Annotated in this window: 15 protein-coding genes; 8 read left to right on the forward strand and 7 right to left on the reverse strand. The window is 69.6% G+C overall.

The features are described 5' to 3' along the window. Window positions 1-2: 2 nt before the first annotated feature. The 6 genes from ACGFU7_RS20315 to yhfZ all read right to left on the reverse strand — a co-directional run bounded on the left by ACGFU7_RS20315 (window position 3) and on the right by yhfZ (window position 5,339). Complete coding sequence (locus tag ACGFU7_RS20315; RefSeq protein ID WP_393697386.1) at window positions 3-1,118, reverse strand: aminotransferase class V-fold PLP-dependent enzyme; 1,116 nt, start codon at window positions 1,116-1,118, stop codon at window positions 3-5. After that, window positions 1,115-2,077: a phosphotriesterase gene (locus ACGFU7_RS20320; protein WP_393697387.1), complete on the reverse strand. Its 963-nt coding sequence runs from the start codon at window positions 2,075-2,077 to the stop codon at window positions 1,115-1,117. Before ACGFU7_RS20320 ends, ACGFU7_RS20315 begins: the two co-directional genes overlap by 4 nt. A 35-nt stretch (window positions 2,078-2,112) precedes the next feature. Then, window positions 2,113-3,447 (reverse strand): YhfT family protein, encoded by a 1,335-nt coding sequence (locus ACGFU7_RS20325; protein ID WP_393697388.1) that lies wholly within the window; start codon window positions 3,445-3,447, stop codon window positions 2,113-2,115. Window positions 3,448-3,491: 44 nt separating this feature from the next. Then, complete coding sequence (locus ACGFU7_RS20330; RefSeq protein ID WP_393697389.1) at window positions 3,492-3,848, reverse strand: DUF2620 domain-containing protein; 357 nt, start codon at window positions 3,846-3,848, stop codon at window positions 3,492-3,494. A 71-nt stretch (window positions 3,849-3,919) separates the two neighbouring features. Next, complete coding sequence (locus ACGFU7_RS20335; protein ID WP_393697390.1) at window positions 3,920-4,306, reverse strand: PRD domain-containing protein; 387 nt, start codon at window positions 4,304-4,306, stop codon at window positions 3,920-3,922. Between the two features lie 94 nt (window positions 4,307-4,400). Then, a complete protein-coding gene (yhfZ, locus tag ACGFU7_RS20340; protein ID WP_393697391.1) occupies window positions 4,401-5,339 on the reverse strand; it encodes a GntR family transcriptional regulator YhfZ in 939 nt (312 codons plus the stop codon). Window positions 5,340-5,493: 154 nt separating this feature from the next. Here yhfZ and ftsH point away from each other — a divergent pair, with 154 nt between their 5' ends. Beyond that, window positions 5,494-7,407 carry an ATP-dependent zinc metalloprotease FtsH gene (gene ftsH / locus ACGFU7_RS20345; RefSeq protein WP_393697392.1) on the forward strand — a complete coding sequence of 638 codons (1,914 nt, stop codon included), beginning with the start codon at window positions 5,494-5,496 and terminating at the stop codon, window positions 7,405-7,407. Between the two features lie 21 nt (window positions 7,408-7,428). Here the strand turns inward: ftsH and ACGFU7_RS20350 are convergent, their stop codons facing one another. Next, window positions 7,429-8,289 (reverse strand): class I SAM-dependent methyltransferase, encoded by an 861-nt coding sequence (locus ACGFU7_RS20350; RefSeq protein ID WP_393697393.1) that lies wholly within the window; start codon window positions 8,287-8,289, stop codon window positions 7,429-7,431. A 239-nt stretch (window positions 8,290-8,528) separates the two neighbouring features. On the opposite strand from ACGFU7_RS20350, the gene proS reads away from it, so the two are divergent. The 7 genes from proS to rplS all read left to right on the forward strand — a co-directional run bounded on the left by proS (window position 8,529) and on the right by rplS (window position 13,561). Next, complete coding sequence (gene proS, locus ACGFU7_RS20355) at window positions 8,529-9,944, forward strand: proline--tRNA ligase (RefSeq protein ID WP_393697394.1); 1,416 nt, start codon at window positions 8,529-8,531, stop codon at window positions 9,942-9,944. Window positions 9,945-10,159: 215 nt separating this feature from the next. Then, window positions 10,160-10,753: a hypothetical protein gene (locus tag ACGFU7_RS20360; RefSeq protein ID WP_030928573.1), complete on the forward strand. Its 594-nt coding sequence runs from the start codon at window positions 10,160-10,162 to the stop codon at window positions 10,751-10,753. 157 nt (window positions 10,754-10,910) lie between these two features. Next, complete coding sequence (gene rpsP, locus ACGFU7_RS20365; protein WP_393697395.1) at window positions 10,911-11,354, forward strand: 30S ribosomal protein S16; 444 nt, start codon at window positions 10,911-10,913, stop codon at window positions 11,352-11,354. A gap of 2 nt (window positions 11,355-11,356) precedes the next feature. After that, entirely contained in the window at window positions 11,357-11,596 is a 240-nt protein-coding gene (locus tag ACGFU7_RS20370) for an RNA-binding protein (protein ID WP_005311361.1), read from the forward strand. Between the two features lie 79 nt (window positions 11,597-11,675). Beyond that, window positions 11,676-12,260: a ribosome maturation factor RimM gene (gene rimM, locus ACGFU7_RS20375; protein ID WP_393697396.1), complete on the forward strand. Its 585-nt coding sequence runs from the start codon at window positions 11,676-11,678 to the stop codon at window positions 12,258-12,260. Next, entirely contained in the window at window positions 12,260-13,081 is an 822-nt protein-coding gene (gene trmD, locus ACGFU7_RS20380) for a tRNA (guanosine(37)-N1)-methyltransferase TrmD (RefSeq protein WP_393697397.1), read from the forward strand. The genes rimM and trmD overlap by 1 nt, the downstream gene beginning before the upstream one ends. A 129-nt stretch (window positions 13,082-13,210) precedes the next feature. Further along, complete coding sequence (gene rplS / locus ACGFU7_RS20385) at window positions 13,211-13,561, forward strand: 50S ribosomal protein L19 (protein WP_096626352.1); 351 nt, start codon at window positions 13,211-13,213, stop codon at window positions 13,559-13,561. Window positions 13,562-13,569 lie beyond the last annotated feature (8 nt).

Here is a 13,569-nt window from a genome sequence, read left to right on the forward strand (position 1 = left end):
GGTCAGTCGTCCTTCGGGTCGTTCAGCGCGTCGAGCGAGCGGCGCAGGATGTCGATGACGAGATCCGCGCCCGCCCGCATCGGGTTGATGCGTACGGTCCAGTCGGCCAGCTCGGGGGAGTCGTCCAGGGCGGAGCTGGACATCCGGTAGAAGAGCGGCGCGATCTCGTAGCGTGAGTTGGAGCCGACGGGGTAGGGAGCGGCTCCGAAGCGGGCGGCGACGGCGGGCAGTTCCTTCGCGACCGGCCGGTCGAGGCGGACGAGCAGGCAGCGGTCCTGGGCGTTGGCGATCCGTACCTCCGAGACGCCGTCCACTTCGCCCGCGGCCAGCCGCTCGGCGACCTCGGCGCCGACCCGGGACTGCACGGCCCACATGACCGGTACGTGGGTGAGGGCGCGCAGCGCGTCGAGCGCCTGATGGCCCTGGACCTGACCGCCGCCGGAGTAGTTGTCGCGGCGGATGTGCCCGACCAGATCGCGGGCGCCGACCACGATGCCGACGCCTTCGGGGCCGTGCAGTTTGAACAGGGAGAAGCAGGAGGCGTCGGCGCCGAGCTCCACTCCCGCGGCGGGGGTGCGCATGACGGCGTAGTTGTCGTCGACGAGGGTGCGGACTCCGGCGGCCCGGCAGGCGGCGAGGACCTCCGCGGGGTCGTACGAGTCGGCGAGCCGCTGCCGGGTGTGCTGGACGTAGGCCCATCGGAACCGGCCGGACTCCAGGGCCTCGCGCAGCGCCCGCGCGTCGTTGAAGTCGACCTCCACGGTCCGCACACCGATGCCGCGCAACGTGACCTCGGTGGTGCGGTAGACGGGGGCCCGATGGATGAGCAGCGGGTCGCCCGCCCGCACGGCGGCGCCCAGGGCCGCGCGGATCGCGCCGGTGCCCGCGCCCTGGACGAAGGCGGCGTCCTGCGCGCCGAAGAAGTCCGCGAGTACGGCTTCGACACGGGCGGTGGTACGGGGGCGGCCGAGACCGGGGACGACTCCGGCGTCCGCTTCGAAGAGCTGGGGGCCTTCGAAGTGCGCGGCGGTGGCCTCCAGGAGCCGGAACTGTCTGGCGATCGCGTCGTCCAGCTCCACCGTCGCGAGCGGGAAGGTCTGCGGAAGTGCGGGGCTCATGCTCGGATCTCCTCCACGCTTGCGCCGGTCAGGAAGCGCAGCGGATTACGGCGGGTCATCAGGTCGATCAGGTCGTCGTCGACACCGGCCGCACGGGCCTTGGGAAGGAAGCTCCGGAAGAGATGTCCGTACCCCTGGCCGCCCTCGCCGAGCAGGTAGCCGTGGCGGGAGATGTCGCAGCTGAGGAGCACCCGGTCGGCGTGCCCGGCCTCGACGAGGGCGAGCAGCAGTCGCAGCCGGGTGTCGTCGCTCCGGTAGCCGTCCTTGCCGACGGTGTCGAACGCGACGTACGCCCCGCTCGCCGCCAGCTCCTTGTGGACGGCGGGGTCGTCGAGCAGATCCTGGTGGCCGATGCTGATGCGGTGGGCCGGCAGGCCCTCGCCGGTCAGCAGCTCCAGCTGGACGATTCCGCCACGGCCGAGCTGGGCGTGGGTGGCGACGGAGAGGCCGGTGGCGAGCGCGGCCCGCGCACTGGCGCGCAGCACCTTGGCCTCGGGCGCGGTCGGGGTGTCGCCGTGGCTGCCGATCTCGCCGAGGACACCGGGGCGGATGCCGGTGGCGCCGATACCGCCGTCGATCTCCCGGACGAGGGTGCCGGTGAGCTCTTCGATGCTGCTGTCGTCGATCTCGGGGGTGTGGAACGGTTCGTAGTACCAGCCGGTCGCGGCGACGACGGCGATCTGTGCGTCCCGGGCGATGCGGGCCAGGGCGCGGACGTCGCGGCCCATACCGCGGCAGGTCAGTTCCACGACGAGGGAGAGACCGAACTCGGCGCGCAGGGCGGCGAGCTCCGCGGTGACGGCCGCGGAGTGGCGGCCCGGGTCGAGGACGGCCGCGCCGTCGCCCCTGTGGTCCAGGTCGAGGACCAGGTGCTCATGGGCGAGGGCGGGGCCGGCCACGGAATCGGCCGCGAGGTCGCCGACGACGGTGCGCAGGTTGTGCGGTGCGGGGTGGTTCATCGTGGGGGGTTCCTTCTTCGTGTACGTACCCGGCCTCAGCCCTTGATCGGGGTGAACAGGTCGAGCCAGTACAGGACGTTGAGGAGGATGCCGCCGACGATCACCGCGGCGGGAGCGGCGGCCATCTTCACGACCGGCCGGCCCATCGCCTCGTTCAGCAGGTAGAGCCCGCCGACGACGAGGATGCCGAGCCCGCCGCCCATGGCGTTGGCGGCCATCAGCGAGCCGAAGAGGATCGCGAGCTGCAGGGTGTCGCCGATCGCGCTGCGCAGGTGCTCCGAGGAGTCACGGACGCTGGGAAGCTTGCCGAGGACCTTGCCGATGTACGAGAGGGCCAGAACCTCGGCGGCGAAGACGACGGCGCCGACGACCGCTGCCAGGAACGGGTTCGGCATCAGATAGCCGATCGGGTACACCAGCGTGAATCCCGCGATGCCGTACGCGCCGGAGGCCAGCGCGGTCGTCGCGATCAGCGGGATGAAGCCGAAGACCCGGTAGAAGTCGACCTGGGCGGCCTCGGAGTACTGCCCCTTGGCGATCAGGAAGCTGGTCGCTTCGCCGCCGCCGAATATGTGCATCTGGGCCAGCACGCAGACTCCGGCGCCGAGCACCATGAACAGCGGGAGGTACTTGCGCAGGCGGGCCGCGCTGGCGCTGAAGAGCGAGGCCATCGGGTCGTCCTCGAGGACGACCTCGGTGACGCCCGCGGCCCGGTCGGCCTTGCGCTGCTTCATGTCCTTGGCGATGGCCAGGGCGATCAGCATCAGCACGCCGACGGCCATGGCCAGCGCCCCGGCGAACATCTTCGGCCAGACCTTCATGGTGAGGACGACCAGCGCGAGTTCGAGACCCCCCGCGGTGCCACCCCACTTGCGGCCGAACTGCTTGGTGATGGCGAGCACCGGGAACAGCGTGAAGAGGAAGAGGATCGGCGTCGACATCTGCTGCATGGCGGTGATGAAGTCGACGGGCAGGTCGTGTGCGACGTTGTTGGCACCCTTCAGTCCGAAGACGACGACCGCGCCCCAGGCGCCGCCGAGGATCGGCGCGAGCCACTTCTTCGGCGCCAGCATGCCGAGGATGTCGGTGGGCAGGAAGACGAGCCACGGGTTGAGCACACCGGTGGAGAGTGCCATCGGGGCGCCGAGTCCGAAGATGAACCCGGCGGAGAGGCCGAAGGAGACCGCCGTCGTCGCGCTGCGGGTGGTGCGCCCCTGGACGAAGTCCAGCAGGAACGGACGTACACCGTCGTTGAAGACGGCCAGAGCCATGTGCGAGATGTACGCCGTCAGCGCACAGAGGGCTATCACGGTCAGCTGCTGGGCCAGCGTGAAATCAAGGCTGGTACCTGCGGCGAGTGTGGTGCTCACGAATCACTCCTTCGTGCCCGGGATGAGGGAGAGAGGCGGCCGGATCAGCCGCGGGCGGCGATGGCGCGCGCCATGAGTGGGGCGATGGCGTCGATCTGGTCCATCGAGAAGCCGAAGACCTTCTTGCCGTCGGCGATCAGGGCGGTGATCTCCTCCTCGGTGGGCACGCTGCGGCCGAAGGTGTGGCAGGCGGCGCTGCCCATGAGGCCGACGAGGACGCCGAGGGAGGCACCGGCGCCGGTGCGGCACGTACCGAGGTAGTAGTCGGCCTGTCCGACACGGAGCTTCATCGCGGCGTCCATGTCGCTGGAGGTGACGACGTCGAGGGAGTCGATCCCGAGCTTGCCGATGGTCTGGGTGACCTCGACCTTGCCGACTCCACCGGTGAGGATCTTCGTCATGGCTGTCTCTTCTCTCTCTGTGTGTCTGTCTCTGCGCGCCGGGAGGTGTCTGTTCCGCGTGCCGGGAGCGGTCAGGAAGCGGGGGTGGCCGGTGACTGCCGGCCCAGTACGGCGAGGTGCATGCCGAGGAAGTTGATCTCCGAGTCGGGGAGCGCGGCGCCCAGCTCCCGCTCGGCCCGCGCGGATACGGCGCGGGCGCGTTCGACGGCGTCGGGGTGTCCGGCCAGTTCGGCGGCGACCTGGTCGTCGGTGAGGAACTGTTCGATCGGTTCGCCGTCGAGGAGCCGGGTGAGCGCCATCATCAGATGGCTGGTCAGCATGCCCGCAGTCGCTTCGGTGACGGTGCGGCCGTCGGCTTCGAGGGCGGTCAGCTCGGCGGTGACGAAGTCGGCCACCTCGGGCCGGACCTGACCGCCTTCGCGGAAGAGCTGGATCCGCAGTGCGAGCTGGTCGTCCATGACGGTTCTCCTAAAATCAACAGTAACCAGGATTCTGTATTTTGATATCGACGGCGTCCCGCGCGGGCGAGATCTCCGTCACCGGACCCGCCGGTCAGTACGAGGGCACGCGCTCGCCCCGCAGTACTTCGCTCTGCAGCCGGGTCACCAGGGACAGATCGAGTGAGTCCCGGACCGCAGCGAGGGCCTTCGCCCCGTCGGTACGGCCGATGACGGCAGCGCTGGAGTTGCGCAGTGACAGCTCCCGGGTGACCTCGTCGCCGAGCGGGAGCACATCGACGCCCAGCCCGATCCGGTCCTGCACCTCGTCCAGGTTCCAGACGGTGGCGTCGACCTCTTCGCGGGCGAAGAGATCGCGCAGCTGCATGTACGAGACCTCCAGCCACTCGATGTCCTTCCGGCCGGCGAAGACCCGTTCCACGAGCATCCGCAGATCCTCGGATGCGTGGTCGACCGCGACCCGCAGCCCGGGGGAGTCCGGGTCGACGCCGTGCCGCAGCAGCATGCCGTGCGCGCCGACGTAGGTGGCGGGGCCGAGGTCGGCGACGAGCTCCACCGGGTGCTCGGCGATCAGCTGGTCGGCCGCGAAGCGGGACAGGACGACGAGGTCGACCTTGCCCTCCAGCAGGGCGGCCGTACGGGCTCCGGCGCCCCGCATGAAGGTGATCGCGAACGGGGCGCCCGCCTCCTCGAAGGCGCTGCGCAGCCCGGTCGCCAGACCTTCGTACCTGCGTGAGTACGGGAGCGGCATCGCGGCGAGCAGTGTGCCGAGTCCGGACAGCCGCCAGAGGATGGAGCGGTCCGAGCGGACAAGGAATGTGCCGAGATGGCCGCGGGCGGTCGTCTCGATCGCCCCGGAATCCTCCAGCAGCTGCAGGGCCGCCTGAACGGTCCCGTTTCCGCAGCCCAGCTCCTCGGCGAAGTCGCGCACGCGGGGCAGGCGGGTGTCCGGCTCATGGTTGAGCAGCAGGACGGCGAGCTGCCGGGCGGCGAGGCCGTTTCGAGTGAGGAAACGGTCATCGAAATCGTTCACGAATCAAACAGTAAACAGGATTCTGGATATTGACAAGAAGCTGATCCGCCGGGTTCCGCTTCCCTCCGTGGGCCCACTGGATGGGCCCACGGGGGGCTTTGGGTCGATTTCTCATCTAATGTCACATTCACTGGTTGTCGGCAGAGGAGCGCGCGTGACCAACCCCGTACCTCCCCGCGATCGAACCGATCAGCCGTGGCGTTCCGAGGGCGCCCCGCCGCCTCCGCCGCCGGGCCGGAAGATGCCGGGAGGCTGGGGCGGTCTGCTGCTGACCGCGCTCGCCGTCTATCTGATCGCCAATCTGGTGCTGTCCTTCTTCAACGGGGAGGAGGAGCGGACGATCGCGTACACGGAGTTCAGCAAGCAGGTCACCGCGGGCAATGTCTCCAAGATCTACTCCAAGGGCGATGCCATCCAGGGGCAGCTCAAGAAGGAGGCGAAGGTCCCGGGGAGCGACGACAAATACGCCAAGTTCGTCACTCAGCGGCCCGCCTTCGCGGACGACAACCTCTGGGCCGAACTGGTCAAGGACGATGTCACGGTCACCGCGGAGCCGGTCGTCCAGCAGCGCAGTTTCCTCGCCAATCTGCTGATCTCGCTGGCCCCGATGCTGCTGCTCGTCCTGCTCTGGGTGTTCATCGCCCGGCGGATGTCCAGGGGCATGGGCGGCGGGATGGGCGGCTTCGGGCGCAAGGCCCCGCCCAAACCCGTCGAGCTGGAGGGCGGAAAGCGCACCACCTTCCAGGATGTGGCCGGGATCGACGAGGTCGAGGGCGAGCTGAACGACGTCGTGGACTTCCTGAAGAACCCGCAGGCGTACCGGAAGATGGGCGCCCGGATGCCCGGGGGAGTGCTCCTCGCGGGACCGCCCGGCACCGGCAAGACGCTGCTCGCACGGGCCGTCGCGGGTGAGGCCGGGGTGCCGTTCTTCTCGGCCTCGGCCTCCGAGTTCATCGAGATGATCGTCGGCGTCGGCGCGAGCCGGGTGCGGGAACTCTTCGCGGAGGCGCGCAAGGTCGCCCCCGCCATCGTCTTCATCGACGAGATCGACACCATCGGCCGGGCCCGCGGCGGCGGCTCCGGTATGGGCGGCCACGACGAGCGCGAGCAGACGCTCAACCAGATCCTCACCGAGATGGACGGCTTCTCCGGTTCGGAGGGCGTCGTCGTCCTCGCTGCCACCAACCGCGCCGACGTCCTCGACCCCGCCCTCACCCGGCCCGGCCGCTTCGACCGGATCGTTCAGGTCAGCCCGCCGGACAGGGGCGGCCGGGAGGCGATCCTGGAGATCCACACCCGGCAGATCCCGCTCGCCCAGGATGTGAACCTGGCCCAGGTCGCCGGTACGACCCCCGGAATGACCGGCGCCGATCTCGCCAACCTGGCCAATGAGGCCGCGCTGCTCGCCGTCAAACGCCGGCAGTCCGAGGTGAGTCAGTCCGATCTCTCGGACGCACTGGAGAAGGTCCAGCTGGGGGCGGAACGCTCGCTGGTCATGTCCGACGAGGAGCGCCGCAGGACCGCGTACCACGAGAGCGGGCACGCCCTGCTCGGCATGCTCCAGCCGGGCGCCGACCCGGTCCGCAAGGTCACCATCGTGCCGCGCGGCCGGGCCCTGGGCGTCACCCTCTCGACGCCGGACGCCGACAAGTACGCGTACACCGAGGAGTATCTGCGCGGCCGCATCATCGGTGCGCTCGGCGGCATGGCCGCCGAGCAGGTGGTCTTCGGCGTGGTCACCACCGGCGCGGAGAGCGACCTGGAACAGGTCACCAACCTGGCCCGCGGCATGGTCGGCCGCTGGGGCATGAGTCACAAGGTGGGCAGGCTGACGGCGATCCCGAGCGATGCCCAGCAGGCGTACGGACTCTCTGCGGCCCCCGCGACGCTCGACGCGGTGGACGGCGAGATGCGGCGCATCGTCGACGAGTGCTACGAGGTGGCGTGCCGGCTCCTGCGCGAGAACCGGGACAGGCTGGACTCGCTGGCCGCGGCACTGCTGGAGAACGAGACGCTGGAGGAGGCCGCGGCCTACCGGGCGGCCGGCATCACCCGCCCGGGCAAGTAGCGGCTGCCTGTCACACCGGACTCAGATGGTGCACACGAGATAACGGAAGACGTTCGGCATCCAGATCGTGCCGTCCCGGCGCCGGTGCGGATGCAGGGCCTCCGCAACCTCCTTCTCCACCTGGTTCCGGTCCGTCTCCCGTACCGCCGTATCGAAGAGCTGCGTCGACAGCAGCCCCCGTACCGCACTGTCCATGTCCGCGTACCCGAACGGGCACGCCACCCGGCCCGAGCCGTCCGGCTTCAGACCGGCCCGGAACGCCACCTCTTCGAGGTCGTCCCGGCTCGACGGTCGCCAGCCTCCCGTGCGCGGCGTCCGCGCCCCGTCGGAGAGCCGGCCTGCCACCCGCAGCACCGGCGCCGTCGCACACCGCTCCGGCGGACCCCACCCGGTCAGTACGACCGTGCTGCCCCGGGCGGCCAGCGGTACGGCCGACCGCAGCGCGTCCACGAGCCCCTCCCCGTCGCCGGACGAGCAGCCGATCGGGGTGAACGCGGTGAGCAGGTTGTACGGCGTGCCGTCGGCCGGAGCGGCCGCGGACGGATCGCCGTCGAGGAGCCGCGGAGGCCCGGCCGACGGTCCGGTGCCGCTCCCCGGATCGGGCAGCAGCCGGGTCCGGGCGAGCGCCAGCCGTTCGGGGTCGGTGTCGACGCCGGTGACGCGCGCCCCGCGCGCGGCCGCGATCAGCAGCGCGAGGCCGGAGCCGCAGCCGAGGGAGAGCAGCCGGGTGCCGGTTCCCACTTCGAGCCGCTCGTACACCGCTTCGTACAGCGGTGCGAGCATCCGCTCCTGGATCTCGGCCCAGTCCCGGGCACGGTTACCGGATTCCACCGGGGTGGTCGTGTCCGCGTAGCTGTGGTGCCGGACGAGCGTTGGTGTCATGGAAGCGCCCCAATCCGCCGAGAGGTCGGTCGTGTCCGATCGGTCGTGCCCGAGTGGATGCTCCCCCCTGCGCGTATGCGCCCGCTCCCCCCGTATGTCAGAGAACTCCGCATCCGCGCCCGCGTCCAGGGGTCTGATGGCAATGCTTGCGTGCTCCGGTGGTGCGCCCGTGGGGACGGCCCGTGGAAGCAGGGCCCGTCGCCCTGTGTGGTGGGCGGTGTCGCCGTACGATGCGCGCCATGGCAAAGGCACCCGTTCTCACGCCCCAGGCCGAGGACTTTCCCCGCTGGTACCAGGATCTGATCAACAAGGCCGAACTCGCGGACAACGGTCCGGTGCGCGGCACCATGGTCATCCGGCCGTACGGATACGGCCTGTGGGAGCGGATGCAGCAGGAGATGGATGCCCGTATCAAACAGGCGGGCGCCCGGAACGCCTACTTCCCGCTCTTCATCCCCCAGTCTTACCTGACACGCGAAGCCGAGCACGTCGAGGGCTTCGCGCCGGAGCTCGCGATCGTGACCCACGCCGGCGGAAAAGAGCTCGAAGAGCCCGTGGTGGTGCGGCCGACGTCCGAAACGATCATCAACGAGTACTTCTCGAAGTGGGTGCAGAGCTACCGGGATCTGCCGCTGCTGATCAACCAGTGGGCGAACGTCGTGCGCTGGGAGATGCGCCCGCGGATCTTTCTCCGTACGACGGAATTCCTCTGGCAGGAGGGCCACACCGCCCACGCCACCTACGAGGAGGCCCGGGAGTACGCCGCGTACATCCACCGGGACGTCTACGCCGACTTCATGGTCAACGTGCTGGGCATCGATGTGGTCCTCGGCCGCAAGAGCCCCGCCGAGCGGTTCGCCGGGGCCGTCAACACCCTGACGCTCGAAGGGATGATGCGGGACGGCAAGGCCCTGCAGATGGGTACGAGCCATGAGCTCGGTACCAACTTCGCCAAGGCCTTCCACACCCGCTTCCTGTCCAGGGAAGGCAGGCAGGAGCTCGTCTGGCAGACCTCGTGGGGCTCGTCGACCCGCATGGTCGGCGGTCTGATCATGGCGCACGGCGACGATCACGGACTCCGGGTGCCGCCCCGGCTCGCACCCGTCCAGGCGGTCGTCCTCGCGGTCAAGGGGGACGAAGCGGTGCTGACCGCGGTCCGGTCCATCGGGGAGCGGCTGCGCGCCGCGGGGGTCAGGGCCGAGGTCGACGACCGCACCGACACCCCGTTCGGGCGCCGCGCGGTCGACTGGGAGCTCAAGGGCGTGCCGGTACGGATCGAGGTCGGCCCGCGCGATCTGGAGCACGGCACCGCGATGCTGGCCCGGCGCATCCCCGGCGGGAAGGAGCCGGTCGCGATCGAGGCCCTGCCCGCGCTGCTTCCGGCGGTCCTTGAGGAGGACCAGGCGACGCTGCTGAGGGAGTCCCGGAGCCGGCGCGAGTCCTCCACCAGTGAGGCCGCGTCCGTCGCGGACGCCGTGGAGGCGGCGGCCGCGGGCGGCTGGGCGCGCATCGCCTGGTCGGCCCTCGGCCCGGCGGGGGAAGCCCGGCTCGCGGAGCACGGGGTGTCCGTACGGTGCCTGGTCGCCGAGGACGGGTCGGTACCGGACGCGGACGACACCCCCGGTACTGTCGCCCTGGTGGCCCGCGCCTACTGACGCGTGGCCGCTCGGCACCGCGGCCTACGGTTGCCGCCTACGCGTCCGGGCGTACGGGGCGCTACGTACCACCTTGGTGTGAGCTGTGAGACTTCTCCGCAGATCTGCGCACCCGCCCTCGTCAGGACGCATCAACGGCAACTGACTGGTACGTGCAAATTATTTGGGATGGCCCGGAATCGGAACACCGGGGCACTCGCGCTCGTTGTCACGACGTGAGCACGACACCACCTGTACTTGCCGCAGAGCTGGCACAGGCGTGGGCCGACATTCAGCGGTACCACCCCGAGCTGCCGGATCTAGCCGCGCCCGAGTCCCTGATCGGAGAGTCCTCGTCCGCCTGTGGCGCCGAGCTCTCCTTCGAACGACTGCTGCACGAGGCAGTCCATGGCATCGCCGCCGCGAGAGGTGTCCGCGACACCTCTCGGGCCGGCCGTTACCACAACCGTCGATTCCTCGCGATCGCCGAGGAGCTGGGCCTCGACCATGCCGAGGAGCCCCACCCCAGCAGTGGCTTCTCGCTGGTCACGCTCAATCCCGAGGCCAAGCGCAGGTACCGCCCGACGATCGAGCGGCTGCAGCGCGCCCTCAAGGCGCATACGGTCGCCACCGCCGCCGACACCAAGCGTTCCTTCCGCGGCCCGGCTGCCCGGCACGGCTCCTCCGGCGGAGGCGTCCGCGTCAAGGCCGTCTGCGACTGCGGACGCAATGTGCGCGTCGTCCCGTCGGTCCTGGCGCAGGCGCCGATCGTCTGCGGTGGCTGCGGAAAGCCGTTCCGTATCCCGGAAGCCGCGGTCGCGGTGGGGTGACCCGATGTGGTGTGGCACAATGGCTAGCTGTACTCGACAGTCGCATAGGACCCCTCTCTCCTCCGGCTGACGCGTCCATCGGGCACCCGAGTACCGCAACCCCACGTGGCATCTTCGTTGTGCCCAACCACGTCATAGACCAGGAGACACCACTTCCGTGGCAGTCAAGATCAAGCTGAAGCGTCTGGGCAAGATCCGTTCGCCTCACTACCGCATCGTCGTCGCCGACTCCCGTACCCGCCGTGACGGCCGGGCCATCGAGGAGATCGGCCTGTACCACCCGGTGCAGAACCCCTCGCGCATCGAGGTCAACTCGGAGCGTGCGCAGTACTGGCTGTCCGTCGGCGCCCAGCCGACCGAGCCGGTTCTCGCGATCCTGAAGCTCACCGGTGACTGGCAGGCCCACAAGGGTCTCCCGGCCCCCGCGCCGCTGCTGCAGCCGGAGCCCAAGGCTGACAAGCGCGCCCTGTTCGAGGCCCTGCTCAAGGACACCGGCGAGGAGTCCAAGGGCGAGGCCATCACGCAGAAGGCGAAGAAGTCCGACAAGAAGGCGGACGAGGCTGCTGACGCGGCTGCGTCCGCCGAGTCGACCGAGGCCTGAGCATGCTCGAGGAGGCTCTCGAGCACCTCGTGAAGGGCATCGTCGACAACCCCGACGATGTGCAGGTCGCCTCGCGCAACCTGCGCCGTGGTCGCGTGCTCGAGGTCCGGGTTCACCCCGATGACCTCGGTAAGGTGATCGGCCGCAACGGCCGCACCGCACGCGCACTGCGTACCGTCGTGGGCGCCATCGGCGGCCGTGGTATCCGCGTCGACCTCGTCGATGTGGATCAGGTTCGCTGACAGAGTTGAACACCGGCACGGGCCGGGGAGGGCCATGCGCCCGCCCCGGCCCGTCGTCGTATGACAGGAGAGACACAAGGTGCAGTTGGTAGTCGCGCGGATCGGCCGTGCCCATGGCATCAAGGGCGAGGTCACCGTCGAGGTGCGTACGGACGAGCCGGAGCTGCGGCTCGCGCCCGGGGCCGTACTCGCCACCGAACCGGCCACCGCCGGACCGCTGACGATCGAGACCGGCCGGGTGCACAGCGGACGGTTGCTGCTGCGCTTCGAGGGCGTACGCGACCGTACGGCTGCCGAGGCCCTGCGCAACACGCTCCTGATCTCCGAGGTCGACCCGGCGGAACTCCCCGAGGACCCCGAGGAGTTCTATGACCATCAGCTCATGGACCTCGACGTGGTCCTTGCCGACGGCACCGAGATCGGCCGGATCACCGAGATCACGCATCTGCCGTCCCAGGACCTCTTCATCGTCGAGCGGCCGGACGGCAGCGAAGTGATGATCCCGTTCGTCGAGGAGATCGTCACCGAGATCGATCTGGATGAGCAGCGCGCGGTGATCACCCCGCCGCCCGGTCTGATCGACGAGAGCCAGGCCGTGATCGCCTCCTCGCACGACGAAGAGGGCGACGGGGACGAGGCGCCCGAGTCCGGGAAGGACGTCTGATGCGCCTCGACGTCGTCACGATCTTCCCGGAGTACCTGGAACCGCTGAACGTCTCGCTCGTCGGCAAGGCCCGTACCCGCGGCCGCCTCGATGTGCATGTACACGACCTGCGGGACTGGACGTACGACCGGCACAACACGGTCGACGACACCCCGTACGGTGGCGGCCCCGGCATGGTCATGAAGACCGAGCCGTGGGGCGAGGCGCTGGACGACGCCCTGGCGGGCGGGTACGAGGCCGGGGCGCACTCCCCGGTGCTCGTGGTGCCCACACCCAGCGGCCGTCCGTTCACCCAGGAGCTCGCCGTCGAGCTCTCCGAGCGGCCTTGGCTGATCTTCACCCCGGCCCGCTACGAGGGCATCGACCGGCGGGTGATGGACGAGTACGCGACCCGCATGCCGGTCGTGGAGGTGTCCATCGGGGACTATGTGCTGGCCGGCGGGGAAGCCGCGGTGCTGGTGATCACGGAGGCGGTGGCCCGGCTGCTGCCCGGCGTGCTCGGCAACGCCGAATCGCACCGGGACGACTCCTTCGCCCCCGGCGAGATGGCCAATCTGCTGGAGGGGCCCGTCTACACCAAGCCGCCCGAGTGGCGCGGCAGGGGCATCCCGGACGTCCTGCTCAGCGGTCACCACGGGAAGATCGCACGCTGGCGGCGGGACGAGGCGTTCTGTCGTACCGCGCTCAACCGGCCCGATCTCATCGAGCGTTGCGAGGCAAGCGGCTTCGACAAGAAGGACCGTGAGATCCTCTCCATCCTCGGCTGGTCGCCGGAGCCCGGTGGCCGATTTTGGCGCAGGCCCGAGGCCGTGGAAGAATAGGCCGCTGCTGTACGTCCGGCGTGCGCCCCTGCCACAGGGGGAACGACGCCCGCCCGACGCGATCAGCACCCTCATCTCCTTACTATCTCCCGCCGATGACCTGTGGCATCGGCGAAGAAAGCAGACAACATGGCTTCCCTGCTCGATGGCGTCAACGCCGCATCGCTGCGTACCGACGTCCCGGCGTTCCGCCCCGGTGACACCGTCAACGTCCACGTCCGAGTGATCGAGGGCAACCGCTCGCGTATCCAGCAGTTCAAGGGCGTAGTCATCCGTCGCCAGGGTTCGGGCGTCAGCGAGACCTTCACGGTCCGCAAGGTCTCCTTCAGCGTCGGCGTCGAGCGCACCTTCCCGGTGCACAGCCCGATCTTCGAGAAGATCGAGCTCGTCACCCGCGGTGACGTCCGTCGCGCCAAGCTGTACTTCCTCCGTGAGCTGCGCGGCAAGGCCGCGAAGATCAAGGAGAAGCGCGACAACTGAGCTAACTC

The sequence above is a fragment of the Streptomyces sp. NPDC048473 genome (assembly GCF_043200155.1).
In the GTDB taxonomy this organism is placed as follows: domain Bacteria; phylum Actinomycetota; class Actinomycetes; order Streptomycetales; family Streptomycetaceae; genus Streptomyces.